Source organism: Pseudomonas sp. NPDC007930, from assembly GCF_042958985.1.
In the GTDB taxonomy this organism is placed as follows: domain Bacteria; phylum Pseudomonadota; class Gammaproteobacteria; order Pseudomonadales; family Pseudomonadaceae; genus Aquipseudomonas.
This window is the reverse complement of record NZ_JBIBKC010000001.1, coordinates 1-17690: the sequence shown is the minus strand read 5'-3', so window position 1 is coordinate 17690 and position 17690 is coordinate 1. Positions and strand designations below refer to the sequence as shown.

Annotated in this window: 16 protein-coding genes; 11 read left to right on the top strand and 5 right to left on the bottom strand. The window is 66.5% G+C overall.

The features are described 5' to 3' along the window. Positions 1-272 precede the first annotated feature (272 nt). The 8 genes from secA (at position 273) to ACFZCE_RS00045 (ending at position 9458) form a co-directional block, all read left to right on the top strand. Entirely contained in the window at positions 273-3017 is a 2745-nt protein-coding gene (secA, locus tag ACFZCE_RS00080; RefSeq protein ID WP_390934940.1) for a preprotein translocase subunit SecA, read from the top strand. A gap of 90 nt (positions 3018-3107) precedes the next feature. Next, positions 3108-4325: a bifunctional glutamate N-acetyltransferase/amino-acid acetyltransferase ArgJ gene (gene argJ / locus ACFZCE_RS00075; protein ID WP_390934939.1), complete on the top strand. Its 1218-nt coding sequence runs from the start codon at positions 3108-3110 to the stop codon at positions 4323-4325. Between the two features lie 24 nt (positions 4326-4349). Then, positions 4350-4964 (top strand): glutathione S-transferase N-terminal domain-containing protein, encoded by a 615-nt coding sequence (locus tag ACFZCE_RS00070; protein ID WP_390934937.1) that lies wholly within the window; start codon positions 4350-4352, stop codon positions 4962-4964. Next, positions 4961-5902, top strand: a complete 942-nt coding sequence (locus ACFZCE_RS00065; protein ID WP_390934935.1) for a Nudix family hydrolase — start codon at positions 4961-4963, stop codon at positions 5900-5902. The genes ACFZCE_RS00070 and ACFZCE_RS00065 overlap by 4 nt, the downstream gene beginning before the upstream one ends. Positions 5903-5983: 81 nt before the next feature. Next, entirely contained in the window at positions 5984-6712 is a 729-nt protein-coding gene (locus ACFZCE_RS00060) for a TetR family transcriptional regulator (protein WP_390934934.1), read from the top strand. A gap of 25 nt (positions 6713-6737) precedes the next feature. Then, a complete protein-coding gene (locus ACFZCE_RS00055) occupies positions 6738-7301 on the top strand; it encodes a hypothetical protein (protein WP_390934932.1) in 564 nt (187 codons plus the stop codon). 14 nt (positions 7302-7315) lie between these two features. Further along, a complete protein-coding gene (locus ACFZCE_RS00050) occupies positions 7316-8593 on the top strand; it encodes a flavohemoglobin expression-modulating QEGLA motif protein (RefSeq protein WP_390934930.1) in 1278 nt (425 codons plus the stop codon). Beyond that, positions 8565-9458 carry an alpha/beta fold hydrolase gene (locus ACFZCE_RS00045; RefSeq protein ID WP_390934929.1) on the top strand — a complete coding sequence of 298 codons (894 nt, stop codon included), beginning with the start codon at positions 8565-8567 and terminating at the stop codon, positions 9456-9458. The genes ACFZCE_RS00050 and ACFZCE_RS00045 overlap by 29 nt, the downstream gene beginning before the upstream one ends. Before the next feature lie 136 nt (positions 9459-9594). Here the strand turns inward: ACFZCE_RS00045 and ACFZCE_RS00040 are convergent, their stop codons facing one another. After that, positions 9595-10494: a LysR substrate-binding domain-containing protein gene (locus tag ACFZCE_RS00040; RefSeq protein ID WP_390934928.1), complete on the bottom strand. Its 900-nt coding sequence runs from the start codon at positions 10492-10494 to the stop codon at positions 9595-9597. 105 nt (positions 10495-10599) lie between these two features. On the opposite strand from ACFZCE_RS00040, the gene ACFZCE_RS00035 reads away from it, so the two are divergent. Next, a complete protein-coding gene (locus ACFZCE_RS00035; RefSeq protein WP_390934926.1) occupies positions 10600-11337 on the top strand; it encodes an SDR family oxidoreductase in 738 nt (245 codons plus the stop codon). Between the two features lie 55 nt (positions 11338-11392). On the opposite strand, the gene ACFZCE_RS00030 is transcribed toward ACFZCE_RS00035, so the two are convergent. The 4 genes from ACFZCE_RS00030 to ACFZCE_RS00015 are packed head-to-tail and all read right to left on the bottom strand — an operon-like array spanning position 11393 to position 15919. Next, on the bottom strand, positions 11393-11962 hold the full coding sequence (locus ACFZCE_RS00030; protein ID WP_390934924.1) for a cob(I)yrinic acid a,c-diamide adenosyltransferase: 570 nt from the start codon (positions 11960-11962) through the stop codon (positions 11393-11395). A 17-nt stretch (positions 11963-11979) separates the two neighbouring features. After that, positions 11980-14004 carry an ATP-binding protein gene (locus ACFZCE_RS00025; RefSeq protein ID WP_390934922.1) on the bottom strand — a complete coding sequence of 675 codons (2025 nt, stop codon included), beginning with the start codon at positions 14002-14004 and terminating at the stop codon, positions 11980-11982. Between the two features lie 52 nt (positions 14005-14056). Then, entirely contained in the window at positions 14057-14965 is a 909-nt protein-coding gene (locus tag ACFZCE_RS00020; protein ID WP_390934920.1) for a putative 2-dehydropantoate 2-reductase, read from the bottom strand. 3 nt (positions 14966-14968) lie between these two features. Beyond that, positions 14969-15919: a diguanylate cyclase domain-containing protein gene (locus tag ACFZCE_RS00015; RefSeq protein ID WP_390934918.1), complete on the bottom strand. Its 951-nt coding sequence runs from the start codon at positions 15917-15919 to the stop codon at positions 14969-14971. Positions 15920-16133: 214 nt separating this feature from the next. Between ACFZCE_RS00015 and ACFZCE_RS00010 the strand changes: the two genes are divergently transcribed. Together ACFZCE_RS00010 and ACFZCE_RS00005 are read left to right on the top strand one after the other, a co-directional pair. Next, positions 16134-16613, top strand: coding sequence for a YajQ family cyclic di-GMP-binding protein (locus ACFZCE_RS00010; protein WP_390934916.1), 480 nt, complete (start codon positions 16134-16136; stop codon positions 16611-16613). 92 nt (positions 16614-16705) lie between these two features. After that, the gene (locus ACFZCE_RS00005; protein ID WP_390934914.1) at positions 16706-17551 is read left to right on the top strand and encodes a mechanosensitive ion channel domain-containing protein; all 846 of its coding nucleotides are present in this window, start codon (positions 16706-16708) and stop codon (positions 17549-17551) included. The last annotated feature ends 139 nt before the right edge of the window (positions 17552-17690 follow it).

The window sequence follows — 17690 nt, the reverse complement described above, 5'->3', positions numbered from 1 at the left end:
CAGGGAGAGTGCCGGCGATGGTAACAGAAACCGCAGGCACGCCCTCAAGCCTGAACAGGGCTTCATGACGATTGTTTCAGCCGCCTTGAAGTTGGAAAATATGCCCCTATTGTGTATCGGCCCCGTAAAAGCGCTATGCCAGTATCGTGGTACATCACCACTTTCCTCACCATCGTTTCCGGGTAGAATGCTCGTTCGCGTGCGGCCATGAGGGCTGCTCGGGCGACTCTTGGGGCCGCCCTCCATCCCTATGTGTGGAAGATCCAGCCAATATGTTTTCGCCTTTGTTGAAGAAACTTTTCGGGAGCAAGAACGAGCGCGAGGTCAAGCGCATGCTCAAGGCGGTCGCCACCGTCAATGCCTTCGAAGAGAAGATGGTGGCCCTGTCGGACGAACAGCTTCGGGCCAAGACCGAAGAATTCCGGGCGCGCCTGGCAAAGGGTGAAACCCTCGATCAACTGCTGCCTGAAGCCTTCGCCGTATGCCGTGAGGCCGGCAAGCGCGTGATGGGCATGCGCCACTTCGACGTTCAGCTGATCGGCGGCATGACGCTGCACGAAGGCAACATCGCCGAAATGCGCACCGGTGAAGGTAAAACCCTGGTGGGTACCCTGGCGGTGTACCTCAACGCCTTGGCTGGCAAGGGTGTACACGTGGTCACGGTGAACGATTACCTGGCCCGCCGCGACGCCAACTGGATGCGCCCGCTGTATGAATTCCTCGGCCTGTCGGTCGGCATCATCGTGCCGTTCCAGCCACCGGAAGAAAAACGCGCCGCCTACGGCAGCGACATCACCTACGGCACCAACAACGAATTCGGTTTCGACTACCTGCGCGACAACATGGCCTTCAGCCTGGAAGACAAATTCCAGCGCGAGCTGAATTTCGCCGTGATCGACGAAGTCGACTCCATCCTCATCGACGAAGCGCGCACGCCGCTGATCATCTCCGGCCAGGCCGAAGACAGCTCGCGGCTGTACATCGAGATCAACAAGCTGATCCCGCGCCTGAAGCAGCACGTCGAGGAAGTCGAAGGCCAGGTGACCGCCGAAGGCCACTTCACCATCGACGAGAAGTCCCGCCAGGTCGAGCTCAACGAAGCCGGCCACCAGTACGTCGAAGAAATGCTCACCCAGGTCGGCCTGCTGGCCGAGGGCGAGAGCCTCTACTCGGCGCACAACCTGGGCCTGCTGACCCACGTGTACGCCGCCCTGCGCGCGCACAAGCTGTTCAACCGCAACGTCGAATACATCGTGCAAGACGGCCAGATCGTACTGGTCGACGAACACACCGGCCGCACCATGCCGGGCCGCCGCCTCTCCGAGGGCCTGCACCAGGCCATCGAGGCGAAGGAAAACGTCAACATCCAGGCCGAGAGCCAGACCCTGGCCTCGACCACCTTCCAGAACTACTTCCGCCTGTACAACAAGCTCTCGGGCATGACCGGTACGGCTGACACCGAAGCGTTCGAATTCCAGCAAATCTACAGCCTGCCGGTGGTGGTGGTGCCGCCGAACCGGCCGTTGGCGCGCAAGGACCACAACGACCTGGTGTACCTGACCGCCGACGAGAAATACACCGCGATCGTCGCCGACATCAAAGAGAGCATGGCCAAGGGCCGGCCGGTGCTGGTGGGTACCGCCACCATCGAAACCTCCGAGCACATGGCCGCGCTGCTGCGCCAGGAAGGCATCGAGCACAAGGTGCTCAACGCCAAGTTCCACGAGAAGGAAGCCGAGATCATCGCCCAGGCCGGCCGCCCCGGCGCGCTGACCATCGCCACCAACATGGCCGGCCGTGGTACCGACATCCTGCTCGGCGGCAACTGGGAAGTCGAAGTGGCGGCGCTGGAAAACCCCAGCGCCGAACAGGTCGCGCAGATCAAGGCCGAGTGGCAAAAACGCCACCAGCAAGTGCTCGAGGCCGGTGGCCTGCACGTGATCGCCTCCGAGCGCCACGAATCGCGGCGTATCGACAACCAGCTGCGTGGCCGTGCCGGCCGCCAGGGTGACGCCGGCTCCAGCCGCTTCTACCTGTCGCTCGAAGACCCGCTGATGCGCATCTTCGCCTCCGACCGCGTGAAGAACTTCATGAAGGCCCTGGGCATGCAGTCTGGCGAGGCCATCGAACACCGCATGGTCACCAACGCCATCGAAAAGGCCCAGCGCAAGGTCGAAGGGCGCAACTTCGACATCCGCAAGCAATTGCTCGAATACGACGACGTCAACAACGAGCAGCGCAAGGTGATCTACCACATGCGCAACAGCCTGCTGGCGGCGCAGAACATCGGCGACACCATCGAAGGCTTCCGCCAGGAAGTGCTCGACACCACTGTGGGCCAGTACATCCCGCCGCAGTCGCTGCCTGAACAGTGGGACATCGCCGGGCTCGAAGCTGCCCTGCTGAGCGACTTCGCCGTCAAGCTGCCGATCCAGCAATGGCTCGACGACGACGAAAAGCTCTACGAAGAAACCCTGCGCGAAAAACTGCTGGTGGAAATTCTCGCTGCTTACAACGAGAAGGAAGAACAAGCCAGCGCCGACGCCCTGCGTACCTTCGAGAAGCAAATCCTGCTGCGCGTGCTCGACGACCTGTGGAAAGACCACCTCTCCACCATGGACCACCTGCGCCACGGCATTCACCTGCGCGGTTACGCGCAGAAGAACCCCAAGCAGGAGTACAAGCGCGAGTCGTTCGCGCTGTTCCAGGAGCTGCTCGACTCGATCAAGCGCGATACCATCCGCGTGCTCTCGCACGTGCAGGTACGCCGCGAAGACCCTGCCGAAGAAGAAGCCCGGCTGCGCCGCGAAGCCGAAGAGCTGGCCCAGCGCATGCAGTTCCAGCACGCCGAAGCCCCCGGCCTGGAACAGCCCGAAGCGCTGGAAGAGGGCGGTGACACCGCGGTCGCGGCGCTGGCCCCGGCGCCGGTGCGCAATGACCAGAAACTCGGCCGCAACGAGTTATGCTGGTGCGGCTCGGGCAAGAAATTCAAGCACTGCCACGGCCGCATCGAATAAGCGCCTGGCCTTGCCTTGATCATCGCGCCGCGCCGGTTATGCCGCCGCGGCGTTTTACCATTATCAGCACTGCTTCAGAGGAGCGTTTCCATGGCTGTCGGTCTTGGCCCCCTGCCTACCCTGCATCCGGTCCCCGGTTTCGAACTCGGTATCGCCTCGGCCGGTATCAAGCGCCCAGGCCGTAAAGACGTGGTCGTGATGCGCTGCGCCGAAGGCTCCAGCGTGGCCGGTGTGTTCACCACCAACGCCTTTTGCGCGGCCCCGGTGATCATCGCCAAACAGCGCGCCAGCGGCACCGTGCGCTACCTGCTGACCAACACCGGCAATGCCAACGCCGGCACCGGCGCCCCAGGCATGGCCGCCGCCGAGCGCACCTGCGCCAGCCTCGCCGCCCTGACCGGCGTAGACGCCAGCGCCGTGCTGCCGTTCTCCACCGGCGTGATCGGTGAGCCGCTGCCGGTCGAGAAGATCGAAAGCGCCCTGCAGGCCGCCCTGGACGACCTCTCGGAAAACCACTGGGCCGAAGCCGCGACCGGCATCATGACCACCGACACCCTGCCCAAGGGCGCCAGCCGGCAGTTCACCCACGCCGGCGTGACCGTAACCGTCACCGGCATCAGCAAGGGCGCCGGGATGATCCGCCCGAACATGGCGACCATGCTCGGTTACATCGCCACCGACGCCAAGGTCGCCCCAGGCGTGCTGCAAGACCTGATCCGCGACGGCGCGAACAAGTCGTTCAACCGCATCACCATCGACGGCGACACCTCGACCAACGACTGCTGCATGTTGATCGCCACCGGCCAGGCCAACCTGCCGGAAGTCACCGAAGCCCGTGGCGAGCTGTTCGCCGCGCTCAAGCAAGCGGTGTTCGAGGTGTGCATGGAGGTGGCCCAGGCCATCGTGCGTGACGGCGAAGGCGCCACCAAGTTCGTCACCGTGCAGGTGAACGGCGGCGGCAACCACCAGGAATGCCTGGACGTCGGCTACGCCGTGGCCCACTCGCCGCTGATCAAGACCGCATTGTTCGCCTCGGACCCGAACTGGGGGCGCATCCTCGCCGCCGTGGGCCGTGCCGGGGTGCCGAACCTCGACGTGAGCAAAATCGACGTATTCCTGGGTGATGTGTGCATCACCGAGCAGGGCGGCCGCGCCGCCAGCTACACCGAAGCGCAAGGCGCGGCGGTGATGGCCCGTGAAGAGATCAGCATCCGTATCGAGCTGGGCCGCGGCGACTGCGCCGAGACCATCTGGACCACGGACCTTTCCCACGAATACGTGAAAATCAACGCCGAATACCGTACGTAAGCCCACGCGCGCAAGGAGCCCGCCATGCAACTGATCATCGCCGATAAACGTTACTCGTCCTGGTCCTTGCGTGGCTGGCTGGCCGTGCGCCTGGCCGCGGTGCCCTGCGAAGAGGTGATGGTACGCCTGTTCCAGCCCGGCACTCGCGCGCGCATTCTTCAATACTCGCCCGCCGGCAAGGTACCGGTGCTCGTGACCGAGCACGGCACCATCGCCGACAGCCTGGCGATTGCCGAATACCTCGCGGACCACCACCCCGGCCTCTGGCCGCGGGACGTGGCCGCCCGCGCCCAGGCCCGCTCGGCCTGCGAGCAGATGCACAGCGGCTTCATGGCGCTGCGCCAGGCGATGCCCTTCGACCTGCGCCGCGACCAGGCGCTTGAGCCCATGCCGGCTGACGTACAGGCCGACATCGAGCGCATGCTCGCCCTCTGGGGCGAATGCCGCGCGCTGAAAACCAGCGACGGCCCGTGGCTGTTCGGCCAGTTGTCGCTGGCCGACGCCTATTTTGCCCCGGTCGCGGTGCGCCTGCGCACCTACCAGGTGGCGCTGCCGCCCGAGGCGGCGGCGTATGTTGAGACCATCTACCAGTGGCCGGCCTTCCAGGCCTGGCGGCAAGCTGGCTTGGAGGAAGTGTGAAACGCATTCATGTCATGGCCGCGGTGATCCGCGGCCAAGGCGGGCGCATCCTGATCGCCCGCCGCGCCGAAAGCCAACACCAGGGCGGCCTGTGGGAATTCCCCGGTGGCAAGCTCGAAGCCGATGAAGCCCCCCGCGCCGGCCTGGCGCGGGAGCTGGCCGAAGAGCTGGGCATCCGCGTGGAGCAGGCGCGGCCACTGATCACCATCCCCCACGATTACCCCGACAAGCACGTGCTGCTGGATGTCTGGGAAGTCACCGCGTTCAGCGGCGAGCCCCACGGCGCCGAGGGCCAGCCGCTGGCCTGGGTGCTGCCCAAAGAACTGCCCAACTACGACTTCCCGGCCGCCAACGCGCCGATCATCGCCGCCGCCACCTTGCCGGCGCAGTACCTGATCACCCCAGACGGGCTCGAAGTGCCCGCCTTGCTGCAAGGCCTGCAAGCCGCCCTGGCCAATGGCATTGGCCTGGTGCAGTTGCGCGCGCCGAACATGTACGACCCTAAATACCGCGACATGGCGGTCGACGCCGTGGGCCTGTGCGCAGGCAAGGCGCTGCTGATGCTCAAGGGCCCGCTGGAATGGACCGGGGACTTCCCCGCCGCCGGCTGGCACCTGAGCGCCGAGCAACTGCGCAAGTACGCCCCGCTGGGCCGGCCGTTCCCCAAGCACCGTTGGCTGGCGGCTTCCTGCCACAACGCCGAGGAGCTGCAACTGGCGCGGCAGTTGGACGTCGACTTCGTCACCCTGTCGCCAGTGCAACCCACCCAGACCCACCCCGAGGCCACGCCACTGGGCTGGGATGCCGCGCAGCAGTTGCTGGCCGGCTTCGACCGGCCGGCGTTCCTGCTCGGCGGGGTAGGGCCGGAGGACCAAGCGCGCGCCTGGGCCGCCGGTGCCCAAGGGGTGGCCGGGATCCGCGCGTTCTGGCCGGCCTGAGGCCCCGTGGGGCGGGTTTCTGTGGCAAAATGGCGTAGTGCCATAAATGGACAGGCACTACAGCACAGGGGCTATCGGAACGTGAACGTCGCAACCCAACCGGGCGCAGCCAACATCGCCAGCGCTGTCGCCAGCAGCGTGCGTTATCACGGCCGCAAGGCCAGCCGCCAGGGCAGCGAGCAGCGCCGCCAGGAAATCCTCGATGCCGCCATGCGCATCGTGGTCCGCGACGGCGTACGCGGCGTGCGCCACCGCGCGGTGGCGGCCGAAGCCGGAGTGCCGTTGTCGGCCACCACCTACTATTTCAAAGACATCGAAGACCTCCTCGCCGACACCTTCGCCCGCTACGTGGAGCGCAGCGCGGCGTATCTGGCCAAGCTCTGGGCGACCACCGAAGACATCCTCCGCGACCTGATCGCCGAAGGCGACGGCAGCCCGGCGGCGCGCTCGCGGCTGGCCGACGACATCGCCCAGATGGTCGCCGACTACGTGCACAAGCAAGTGCTCACCCGCCGCGATTACCTGATGGCCGAGCAGGCCTTCCGCCAAGAGGCCTTGCTCACCCCACGGCTGGCGGCGCTGGTGGCTGACCACGAAGGTATTCTGCTGCGCGGCGCGGTGCACATCCTCCAGGTGTTGGGCTCGCGCCAACCCGAGCAGGATGGCCAGGTGTTGACGGCGATCATCGGCCGGATGGAATATCAGGCCTTGCTCGGCGCCGAGCTGCCCGCCGCCGGCGATGGCCCGGCGGTAGACCCGCTGCTGGCAACCCTGACCCGCTTCATGCACCTGATCCTGGCGGCGGCCTGAAGCGCCCACACCCAAGGAGGCCCGGATGACCGGCTGGCGAATGGCCCGCGCCGCGCTGATCGGCGTGCTGCTCAGCGTACTGCTCAGCGGCTGCCTGGCCACCTTCGATGACCTGCTCGGCGAGGGTGAAAAAGCCCCGCCTGGCTTGCTTGGCCGCTGGGTCGCGCGCAACGCCTGGGGCGACCACCTGAACCTCGAAGTGCGCCGCACCGGGCCGCAGCACTACGCGGCCATCAGTTACCCACAAGGCACCCAGGGCCCGCGCGACGAAGCACTGTTTCGCGTCAGCCGCCACGGCGAGCGCTGGTACGCCAGCGCGCCACTGCCGGCGGCGCTGGGCGGCCGCCATGGCTTGGTGGGCTTCGAACTCACCGCCCAGGGCGAACTGGTGATCTACGCGCTGGACCTCGCCACCGTGCAGCAAGCCATCGCCGCCCACGAGCTGGCCGGCGAGCGCTTCGACACCGACCAGGGCCAGGGCGTGGCCGTGCGCAGCGCCCCCGGCCAGGTGTTCGCCTGGCTCGATGACCCCGCCCATTCCGATGCCTTCACGGAAATCGCCCGCTACCGCCGCGCCGGGCGCAATTAAACAAGGAGCCCCACGTGGACGAGTACCAGCAAACCGTGCGCAGCCTGTCTGACCGCATCGTCGCGGCGCAAACGCCGATCCGCGTACTCGACGCGGTGAAGTGGGGCGATGAGATCAAGCAGGGCTTTCTAAAGGCCACGGGCAAGGCACTGCCCGAGGTAGACCGCGCCTATTATCAAAACCGCCCGCTGGCCTTCGACGGCCCGGCGGTGAAGCTCGAATTCCAGAACATCGAGCGCGACATCACCCGCCAGTTGGGGCAGTTCAACCCGGTGGGGCAGATCATGCGGCGCATGTGCAAGGAGTACCGCATGGTGGTGCGCATGCTCGAGGCGCGCGGCACCGAGGACTTCGGCTTGATCTCCCAGGAGCTGTACGGCGCCGCCTCGGATGCCTTCCATGCCGGTGACCCGACCCTGGCCGACCTTGGCCTGATGCTCTCGGATTACCTCAACAACATTGCCGGGCGTGGCGACCTCAAGGACGAGCCCAAGAACCTCACCGCCAAAGACGCCGTGGCCATGCTGCAAAGCCGGCTGAACCGCACCTTTGGCGAAGCGGAAGACACCATCCGGGTGTTCGAGTCCGACGGCATCGTCGCTGACGCCGCCGCCGGCGCGGACTACATCAAGGTGCGCAGCGACGCGATGTTCAACGAGCGCGACGTGCGCGCGCTGGAAGTACACGAAGGCCTGGTGCACGTGGGCACCACCCTCAACGGCCAGAACCAGCCCATCTGCACCTTCCTGGCCAAGGGCCCGCCGTCGTCGACGGTGACCCAGGAAGGCCTGGCCATCCTGATGGAAGTGATCGCCTTTGCCTCCTACCCCAGCCGCCTGCGCAAGCTCACCAACCGCACCCGGGCGATCCACATGGTCGAGCAAGGCGCGGATTTTCTTCAGGTGTTCGAGTTCTTCCGCGAGCAAGGCTTCGACATGGCGCAAAGCTACAGCAACGCCAGCCGGGTGTTCCGCGGCTCTACCCCGACCGGGCTGCCCTTCACCAAGGATTTGTCGTACCTGAAGGGCTTTATCATGATCTACAACTACATTCAGTTGGCGGTGCGCAAAGGCAAGCTTGAGCAGATACCGTTGCTGTTCTGCGGTAAAACCACCCTCGAAGACATGCGCACCCTGCGCCAACTGGTCGAAGAGGGCCTGGTGGTGCCACCGAAGTACTTGCCGCAGCAGTTCCGTGACATGAACGCGCTGTCGGCGTGGATGTGTTTCTCGAACTTCCTCAACCACCTGAGCCTGGACCGGATTGAAGCGGACTACGCGAATATTCTCTAACGCCCTCTGGCTCAGCCTGGCGCTGTGCCTGGGCGGCTGCAGCAGCCTGCTGTTCTACCCCGAACGCGCGGTGCCGCTAACCCCAGCGCGGGCCAAGCTCGAGTACCGAGACGTCACCCTGGCCACCGCCGATGGCCTGCGCCTGCACGGCTGGTGGCTGCCAGCCAAGGCGGGGGTGGCGGTGAAGGGCACGGTGCTGCAGTTGCACGGTAACGGCGGCAACATGGCCTGGCACCTGGGCGGGGTGTACTGGTTGCCGGCCGAGGGTTACCAGGTGCTGATGGTCGATTACCGCGGCTATGGGCAGTCCGAGGGCGAGCCCACGCTGCCGGCGTTGTATCAGGACATCGACGCTGCCCTGGCCTGGCTCGATGCCGCCCCCGAGGTGCAAGGCACCCCGCGGGTGCTGCTGGGGCAGAGCATCGGCGGCGCCTTGGCGGTGCACTACCTGGCCAGCCACCCCGAGCGCCAGCGGCAGTTCAAGGCCCTGGTGCTCGATGACGCCCCCGCCAGCTACCGCGGCGCCGCCCGCACCGCGCTGGCGACCTCCTGGCTGACCTGGCCACTGCAGGTGCCACTGGCCTGGGCCGTGCCCGACGGCGACAGCGCGGTGCACGGCGCCCCGGCCCTTACCGAGGTGCCCAAGCTGGTGTTCCAGAGCCTCGACGACCCCATCGTGCCGCTGGCCAATGGCATCACCCTGTACAAAGCCCTGCCGCCGCCGCGCGTGCTGCAACTCACCCGTGGCGGGCACGTGCAAACCTTCGCCGACCCCACCTGGCGCCAGGTGCTGCTGCGCTACCTCGAAGACCCAGGGCATTTCGATGGGTTGAGGCGGTTGGGTGAGGTGCCGAATTATCCGTAGGGCTTCAGGGCCTCTCGCCCGGCACAGCCGGAGTGCCGGACCACGGCCTCCCACCAGATTTGTGTAAGTCATTGATTAAAGAGGCAATACAAAGCCAGTGGGAGGCCGGCTGTGCCGGGCGAGGGGCCCGCAAGCCTTACCCAAACCTCAGCCCATACACCCCCTGCACCCACTCCACGAACACCCGCACCCGCGCCGACAACTGCTTGCGATAAGGGTACAGCGCCGTCACCGGCATCGCCGGGCTTGCCCAGCCGCTGAGCACTTCCACCAGCCGCCCGGCGCGCAGGTCGTCTTCGACGTGGTAACGCGGCATCTGCACCAGCCCGCAGCCGCGCAGGGCGCACACGCCGTAGCTTTCGGCGTCGTTCACGGCCATCCAGCCCTTGGCCGGGAAGCGCTTGAGCTCGCCCTCGACCCACAGCTCGAAGGGGTACTCCAGCTGGCCGCTGGCGGCCACGAAGCGTACCGCCTGGTGCTCGGCGAGGTCTTCGGGCCGCTGTGGCGTGCCGTGGGCGGCCAGGTACGCCGGGCTGGCGCAGACCACCTGCGGCATCTGTGCGAGCGGCCGGGCGATCAGGGTTGAGTCCCGCGGCACGCCGGCGCGGATCACCAGGTCGATGCCTTCGCCGACCAGGTCGACCAGCCGGTCGCTGCAGCTGATCGTCAGCGCCACCCGGGGGTAGCGCCGGTGGAAGTCATCGATGTGCGGCAGCACGATGCGCGCGGCCTGAGTGCTGCTCAGGTCGACCCGCAGCGCGCCGCTGGGGTTGCTCGCCAGGTTGCGCAGGCTGCCTTCGGCTTCGGCCAGCTCGCCGAGAATGAACACGCAGCGCTCATAGAACGCCTGGCCCTCCGGGGTAGGGCGCACGTGGCGGGTGGTGCGCTCGAGCAAGCGGGTGGCCAGGTGGCTTTCCAACTGCTTGATGGCATGGGTGGCGGTGGCACGGGGAATGCTCAGGCCCGCCGCGGCGCGGCTGAAACTGGCGCTTTCGACGATGCGGGTGAACAGCTCGAGGGTGGCGAGGCGGTCCATGATTGTTGATGCCTGTTGAATAGAGTTGGCCAAATAGGCCTGTTTATCCAGCCAAAAGCAACCTGCAGAATGGTCTCAACTTCAAACCGTTCAGGAGTAAGGCCCATGAGCACTTCTACTTCCCCTGTTGCCTTGGTCACCGGCGGCTCGCGCGGCATTGGCCTGGCCATCGCCCAGCGCTTGGCCGCGGATGGCTTCAGCGTGGCGTTGAACTACGCCGGCAACGCCGCCAAGGCCGAAGAGGCCGTTCGCGCCCTGCGGGCGGCCGGCGCCCAGGCCGAGGCAATCCAGGGCGACATCAGCCAGCCAGCCGATGTGGCGCGCCTGTTCGACGCCGCCCAAGCCTTGGGCGAGCTGCAGGTGGTGGTCAACAGCGCCGGGGTAATGAGCATGGCGCCGATCGCCAGCGAGCACCTCGCCGCGCTGGACCAGATGCTCGCCGTCAACCTGCGCGGGGCGTTCCTGGTGCTGGCCGAGGCCGCCCAGCGGCTGCGCGAAGGCGGGCGGATCATCGCGCTGTCGAGCAGCGTGATCGCCAAGGCGTTCCCCGCCTATGGGCCGTATATCGCCAGCAAGGCCGGGGTCGAAGGCCTGGTGCACGTGCTGGCCAACGAACTGCGCGGGCGCGGCATCACGGTGAACGCGGTGGCGCCAGGGCCGGTGGAAACCGAGCTGTTCCTCAACGGTAAAAGCCCGGAAACCGTGGCGCAGATCGCCAAGCTGGCGCCGCTGGAGCGCATCGGCCAGCCGGATGAAATCGCCAGCGCGGTGGCGTTCCTCGCCGGCCCTGACGGGCGTTGGGTGAATGCCCAGGTGCTGCGGGTCAACGGCGGGATGGCGTAGGAAGTTGCAAGGGGCAAAGAGCAAGCCGCAAGTGCACAGCGCTTCAGCTTACCGCTTACGGCTTGCCCCTTGCCTCTGCCTCCCACAACACCTCCGCCACCCCTTGGCGGCGGGCGATGATCCGCGCCGCGACGAACAGCAAGTCCGATACCCGGTTGATATACGCCAGCGCCACCGGCCCCAGCGGCTCTACCTCGTGCAGCGCCTGGCAGCGGCGTTCGGCGGTGCGGGCCTGGCTGCGGCACAGGTGGGCCTGGGCGATCAGCAGGCTGCCACCGGGCAGGATGAAGTTTTCCAGCGGGCCGACTTCGGCGTTCCACAGGTCGATAGCGGCCTCCAGGCGCTCCACTTCGGCCTGGTTCAGCGCTTGGTAGGCCGGCATCGCCAGCTCGCCACCGAGGTCGAACAGCCGGTGCTGGCAGGGCGCGAGCACCGCGCTGACCTCGCTCAGCGCCGGCTCTGCGGCCAGGCCCGCGAGCAGTACCCCGAGCTGGCTGTTGAGGGTGTCGACTTCGCCGATGGCGTCGACCCGGGGGTGGCTTTTCGGTACGCGGCGGCCGTCGCCCAGGCCGGTCTGGCCCTGGTCGCCGGTGCGGGTGTAGATCTTCGAGAGGCGAAAGCCCATGGTGGTGCCCTGTTCGGTCAGTTGGCCAGGTTCGGCAGAAGGCTGCTCGCAGCCTCCGGCGGGTGCAGTGGCAGGCGCAGGGTGAAGCAGGTGCCCACGCCCGGCGTGGAGTGCACCTCCATTTGGCCCTTGTGGTTGTTGGTGATGATGAAATAAGACACCGACAGCCCCAGGCCGGTGCCCTGGCCGATGTCCTTGGTGGTGAAGAACGGCTCGAAGGTGCGCTTGCGCACCGCCTCGGGCATGCCCACGCCGTTGTCTTCGACCTGGATCTCCGCCCACGGCCCGCGGGCCCGGGTGCGCAGCACGATGCGCCCTGGCTCGCTGCCCTCGGGGCGCTGGTGGATGGCCTGGGCGGCGTTTTTCAGCAGGTTCAGCAGCACCTGTTCCAACTCGTTGGCGGTGCCCATCACCGGGCCCAGCGCCGGGTCGAACTGGCGCACGATGGCCTGGCCCTTGAAGTCGAAACCGATCGCCAGGTCGAAGTCGTTGCCGGCGATTTCCAGCGCCTGGTCGATCAGCCCGGGCAGGTCGCAGGGGGCCATCTGGCGGTTGCTGCGGCGGCTGAAGCTGAGCATGTGGGTGACGATCTTCGCCGCCCGCGCGCCGGCGCTGTGGATGCCGTCGAGCAACTGCGGCACCTCGCGCTGCAGCAGGTAGTGGTTCACCTGGGCCAGCGGCACCCCGGCCTCGCTGGCCACCTCCTGGTTGCGCGGCAGCTCCGGCGACAGCCGCCGGCGGATGTTCTGCACGTTGTGCAGGATCGCCCCCAGCGGGTTGTTGATCTCATGGGCCATGCCGGCGGCCAGGCCGCCAACCGAGAGCATTTTCTCCGACTGCACCATCATGTCTTCGAGCGACAGCCGCTGAGTGATGTCGTCGATGCGGATCACCACGCCGCGCCCGGCGCTGCCGGTGAGTGGGTAGAAGGTGAGGGCGTAGTGGTGCGGCTGCTCGCCGCGCGGCCAGGTCACCCGCTCGATCTTCGCCACCTTGTGTTGCTCCACGCTGGCCTTGAGCTGCGGCAGGAACGGCTTGAGCGGCTCGAAAGCGAGAAAGATCGGCTGGTTCAGCGCTTCGTCCAGGCGCGTGCCGGAGAGCGCGCTGGCCTCCTGGTTCCACTGGGTCACGTAAAGCTGTTCGTCGAGCGCGATCAACGCCGAGGGCATCGAGTCGATGATGCTGTTGAGGTAGTTCTGGAACCCGGTGAGTTTCTTCTCGATCTTGCTGCGCACCTGCACTTCCAGCTCCAGCTTGCGGTTGCTGTTGCGGGTTTCCTCGGCCAGGCCCTGGGCGGCGTTGAACGCGGCCTGGGAGTCGTCGCGGGCGCGCTTGAGCTGCTGCTCGCGGGCTTCGATGCGGGTCAGCATGGTATTGAACGCCTCGGCCAGGCTGCCGATTTCGTCGTGGTTGCCGGGCAGGGCGCGCAGGGCGTAGTTCTCTTCGCGGGTCACCCGCCGCGACAGCTCTTCGAGCTGGTAGATGGGGGCGGTGATCAGGCGGCGGATCTGCCGGGCGATGACCATCCACAACAGCACGCTGAACACCAGGATGCCCAGGCTGGCGGTCAGGGTGCCGGTGTAGAACGCCACCGGCAGCTCGCTGCTGGCCACCAGCAGCAGGTGGCCGTTGCCGGGCAGGCTTACCAACTGGTTGCTGCGAAATTCCGTGGTGCGCCAGGCGTCGACGTCGCCCAGGTGCTGCGGCAGGCTCAGCCTGGCGCCGTGCTGCAGTTGCGCCAGGCGCTCGCCGCTGCTGCCGTACACCGCGGCGGCGCGCAGGGGGGCGTAGCTGTCGAGTTCGTGCAGCAGGGCGTTGGCCGCGTCGGTGTCGAGGCTGGCGCGCTGCGCCAGGGCCGGGTTGCTGCTCAGCCGGCCGATGGTCTGCAGTGCCTGGGGCGCCATGCTCTCCTGGGAGATCCAGTACGCGGCGCTGATGAACGTGAGGTTGGCCACCACCAGCACGGTGACCATCAGCGCCAGCAGGGCGGCGAGCAGCTTTTGCCCTACGGGTAGGTTTTCAAGGCGCTGGCGCAGGGTCATCGGGGTATCCGCAGGCAAAAATGGCAGGCACTGAGTGTAACAAAAGCGCGGGTCAGTTCACCGGCAGGCCGAGGCCGCCGAGGTGGGTGAGCAAGCGGCGGTGCAGGCCATCGAGCTGGGGCAGTGGCAAGCCGTGCGCTTGCGCCTGGGCGTGCGCGTAGCCGAGCAGGAAGGCGATTTCGGTGCGTTGGCCGCGGGCGACGTCCTGGTACATCGACGAATAGTTCGCCGCCGTGGCGGTGATCACCTGCCACACCTCGGTGGCCAGGCCCTGGGCTGCATCGGCCTGGCCACAGCGTTGCAGCAGCCGCGCCAGCTCCGCGCAGAGGCCATTGACCTCGCCCGGGTAGTGCGCCAGCTCGCCGTTGCGGCAGCCCAGCAGCACGGTGAGCGGGTTGATCGCGCAGTTGATCGCCAGCTTGCGCCACAGCCGGCTGCTGATGGCGGTGGTCCATTGGCAGGGGATGCCAGCGGTTTGCAGGTCGGCCAGCCAGGTGGGCGCGGCGCGGCCGTCGCCCAGCCAGTTTTGCCCGGCGCCGGCCTGCACCACCTGCCAGTCACCGCGGCGGAACGCCCCTTCGGTGCTCGACACCGCCACGCAGCGCGCCTGGGGCAGCGCGGCGCGCACCGCTTGCTGGCTGCCCAGGCCGTTTTGCAGCAAGAGCACCTGGGCGCCGGGTTGCAGCCGTGGGCCCAGGGCCCGGGCCGCGGCTTCGGCGTCGTAGGCTTTGCAGGCCAGCAGCAGGTGGCTGATCGGCGCGGGGCTGGCGAGGGCTTCGGCGGGCAGCGCGTGGCGCTGGGTGCCGCTGGCGGTTTCGAGGGCCAGCCCGCCGGCGGCGTGGTACTGCGCCAGCCGCGCGGCGCTGCGCAGCAGCAGGGTGACCGGCAGCCCGGCGGCGGCCAGCCGGCACGCCCAGAGGCTGCCCAGGCTGCCGGCGCCGAGCACGTGCCAGGCGTTCATCGCTTAGCCCTTGGGCACCAGGCGCTTGGCGGTGACCACGCCGGTGGCATGGGAACGGCACAGCAGTTGCGCGGCTTCGCGTTGCAGGTGGCCCGGCTCCAGCGGCAGGCAGGCGGCGTCTACCCCGACCAGGGCGATACCGGCCTCGATGTCGATCACCCCGGCCTGGGTCAGGAAGCCCTTCTGGTTGAGGCCTTCGTACAACCGCTTGAAGCTGCTCGGCGCGCACTCCTGGAGGTCTGGTGGCAGGGTCATCAGAACGAAGTGGTGGTCGTCGAGGCGCACGAGTGTGTCGAGCGGCCGCACCATTTGTTGCAGGCGGCGCCCCACCGACTGCATCAAATCGTCGTAGAATGCGCGGCCGTTCTCGGCCAGCAGCGGCTCGCCGTTGCGCAGGCCGATCAACAGGTAGCACAGCGCGCCGCCGCGGGCCTGGATCTGCCGCAGGCTGTCGTTCAGGCGCTGCTTGAGGTAACGGGCGTTGCCCAGGCCGGTGGTGGCATCGACCTGGTTGCGCTGCTCGAGGCTGGCGAGGTTTTCCCGCAGCAGGCGGTTTTCGCCTTGCAGCCGTTGCAGTACGTTGCTCAGCCGGGCCGCGGCGTGCACCCGCGGCAGCAGTTGGTCGGCCAGTTGCGTGGGGGCGATCACATCGTCGATGTCGAGGTCAGAGTCGGGGTCGAGCAGGCCGTTGCTCGAGCGCTCGTCGATGAGGATCACGTAGGTGTAGCGGTCGTGGCGCTCGTCGAGCTGGCGGATCTGCGCGGCCAGGGCCAGGCCCGGGCGGCCGGCGGTGATCACCACGGCCGGGGCGCGCAGCTCGAGGTGGCGGGCGGCGGCGTTGTGGTCGCAGTGGCGAATGTCTTCATACCCGCCGCTGTACAGCACGGCAGCCATCGGGGTGTTGAAGTCTTTGTCGTCGTTGACCAGCAAAAGGCTCAGGTGGGCTGTGGGCATGTGGTGCTCGCAAGGAATGGAAGAATACCGCCGCAATACTCGGAAACGACGCTGTCCACGCGCTGAGCCGTGAAACCCCGGCATATCGTAATGCTGGCACCCGTTATAATGAGCCGGTGTTCGTATCGTCAAGCCGCCTGCAACAGCGAAACGCTCAATGGTCGATTCGGGCGGCCAGCGGCACCTTTTAACCTTCATCATCAGGAGAAATTCAATGCCTTCGTTCGACGTGGTGTCGGAACTCGACAAACACGAAGTCACCAACGCGGTAGACAACGCCATCAAGGAACTCGACCGCCGCTATGACCTGCGTGGCAAGGGCCGTTTCGAGTTCAAGGAACTCACCGTGACCCTCACCGCCGAAGCGGAATTCCAGCTCGAGGCGATGCTGGAAATCCTTCGCCTGAGCCTGGTCAAGCGCAAGATCGACGTGCAGTGCCTGGAGGTCAAGGACGCCTACGCCTCCGGCAAGGAAATGAAACAGGAAGCCACCCTGCGCGAGGGCATCGATAAAGAGCTGGCGAAGAAGATCGTTGGCCATATCAAGGATGCCAAGTTGAAGGTGCAGGCGGCTATCCAGGGCGAGCAGGTGCGGGTCACCGGCAAGAAGCGCGACGACCTGCAAGAGGCCATCGCCAAGCTGCGCGGCCACGATTTCGGCATGCCGCTGCAGTTCAACAACTTCCGCGATTGACGGGAACCCTCGCCGCAGGGCGGCGTCGGAGCGGTTTGTAACCAAGGCCCATGGGCTAACATGGGCCTTTTGTTTTTCTGAAGGAGACGTAAATGGACCTGAACGCCGAAGTCGACCACCTGGTACGCACCTCGCAAGGCTGGATCCCGATGATCATGCAGTACAGCAGCCGGGTGCTGCTGGCGGTGTTCACTCTGGCCATCGGCTGGTGGTTGATCAACCAGTTCACCAACCGGGTGGGCAAGCTGCTGGCGCTGCGCAGCGTTGACCTGGCGCTGCAGGGCTTTATCAGCAGCATCGCCAACATTGCCCTGAAGGTGATGCTGGTGATCAGCGTGGCGTCGATGATCGGCATCGAAACCACCTCGTTCGTCGCCGCCCTTGGCGCCGCCGGCCTGGCCATCGGCCTGGCCTTGCAAGGCAGCCTGGCGAACTTCGCCGGCGGGGTGCTGATCTTGCTGTTCCGCCCGTTCCGCATCGGTGACTGGATCGAAATCTCCAGCACGTCGGGCACGGTCGATGCGATTCAGATTTTCCACACGGTGCTGCGCACCGGCGACAACCGCACGGTGATCATCCCCAACGGGCAGCTGTCGAACGGCATCATCACCAACAGCAGCCGCCAGGCCACGCGCAAGATCATGTACAACGTGGGCGTGGACTACGACGCCGACCTGCAAAAGGCCATCGACGTGCTGATGGCCTTCACCCAGGACCCCCGCGTACTGCAAGACCCAGCCCCCGAGGCGGTGGTCACCACCCTGGGCGACAGTTCGATCACGCTGCAATTGCGCCTGTGGGTGAATTCCGGCGACCTGGGCGGGATTACCAACCGCTTGAACCTCGAAGTGCGCGACCGCCTGCGTGAGGCGGGCATCGACATTCCGTTCCCGCAGCGGGTGATCCGTGTGGTGCAGGAAGGCGCTCAGCAAGGGTAGGGGAATAGCGGGGGGCGACCTCAGGGCCTCTCGCCCGGCTGTGCCGTAATGCTGTTCACTTAAGCGATTTCAGGGCTTCATGGAGGGGATCAATCTGTGAGCTCTGCTGAATTCGTGCATGAGCTTTAGGGCCCATCGC

Excerpts from the sequence above, each read along its gene's own strand:
- secA (WP_390934940.1), top strand. The coding sequence starts at position 273 with ATGTTTTCGCCTTTGTTGAAGAAACTTTTCGGGAGCAAGAACGAGCGC.
- argJ (WP_390934939.1), top strand. The coding sequence starts at position 3,108 with ATGGCTGTCGGTCTTGGCCCCCTGCCTACCCTGCATCCGGTCCCCGGT.
- ACFZCE_RS00070 (WP_390934937.1), top strand. The coding sequence starts at position 4,350 with ATGCAACTGATCATCGCCGATAAACGTTACTCGTCCTGGTCCTTGCGT.
- ACFZCE_RS00055 (WP_390934932.1), top strand. The coding sequence starts at position 6,738 with ATGACCGGCTGGCGAATGGCCCGCGCCGCGCTGATCGGCGTGCTGCTC.
- ACFZCE_RS00040 (WP_390934928.1), bottom strand. The coding sequence starts at position 10,494 with ATGGACCGCCTCGCCACCCTCGAGCTGTTCACCCGCATCGTCGAAAGC.
- ACFZCE_RS00035 (WP_390934926.1), top strand. The coding sequence starts at position 10,600 with ATGAGCACTTCTACTTCCCCTGTTGCCTTGGTCACCGGCGGCTCGCGC.
- ACFZCE_RS00030 (WP_390934924.1), bottom strand. The coding sequence starts at position 11,962 with ATGGGCTTTCGCCTCTCGAAGATCTACACCCGCACCGGCGACCAGGGC.
- ACFZCE_RS00025 (WP_390934922.1), bottom strand. The coding sequence starts at position 14,004 with ATGACCCTGCGCCAGCGCCTTGAAAACCTACCCGTAGGGCAAAAGCTG.
- ACFZCE_RS00020 (WP_390934920.1), bottom strand. The coding sequence starts at position 14,965 with ATGAACGCCTGGCACGTGCTCGGCGCCGGCAGCCTGGGCAGCCTCTGG.
- ACFZCE_RS00015 (WP_390934918.1), bottom strand. The coding sequence starts at position 15,919 with ATGCCCACAGCCCACCTGAGCCTTTTGCTGGTCAACGACGACAAAGAC.
- ACFZCE_RS00010 (WP_390934916.1), top strand. The coding sequence starts at position 16,134 with ATGCCTTCGTTCGACGTGGTGTCGGAACTCGACAAACACGAAGTCACC.
- ACFZCE_RS00005 (WP_390934914.1), top strand. The coding sequence starts at position 16,706 with ATGGACCTGAACGCCGAAGTCGACCACCTGGTACGCACCTCGCAAGGC.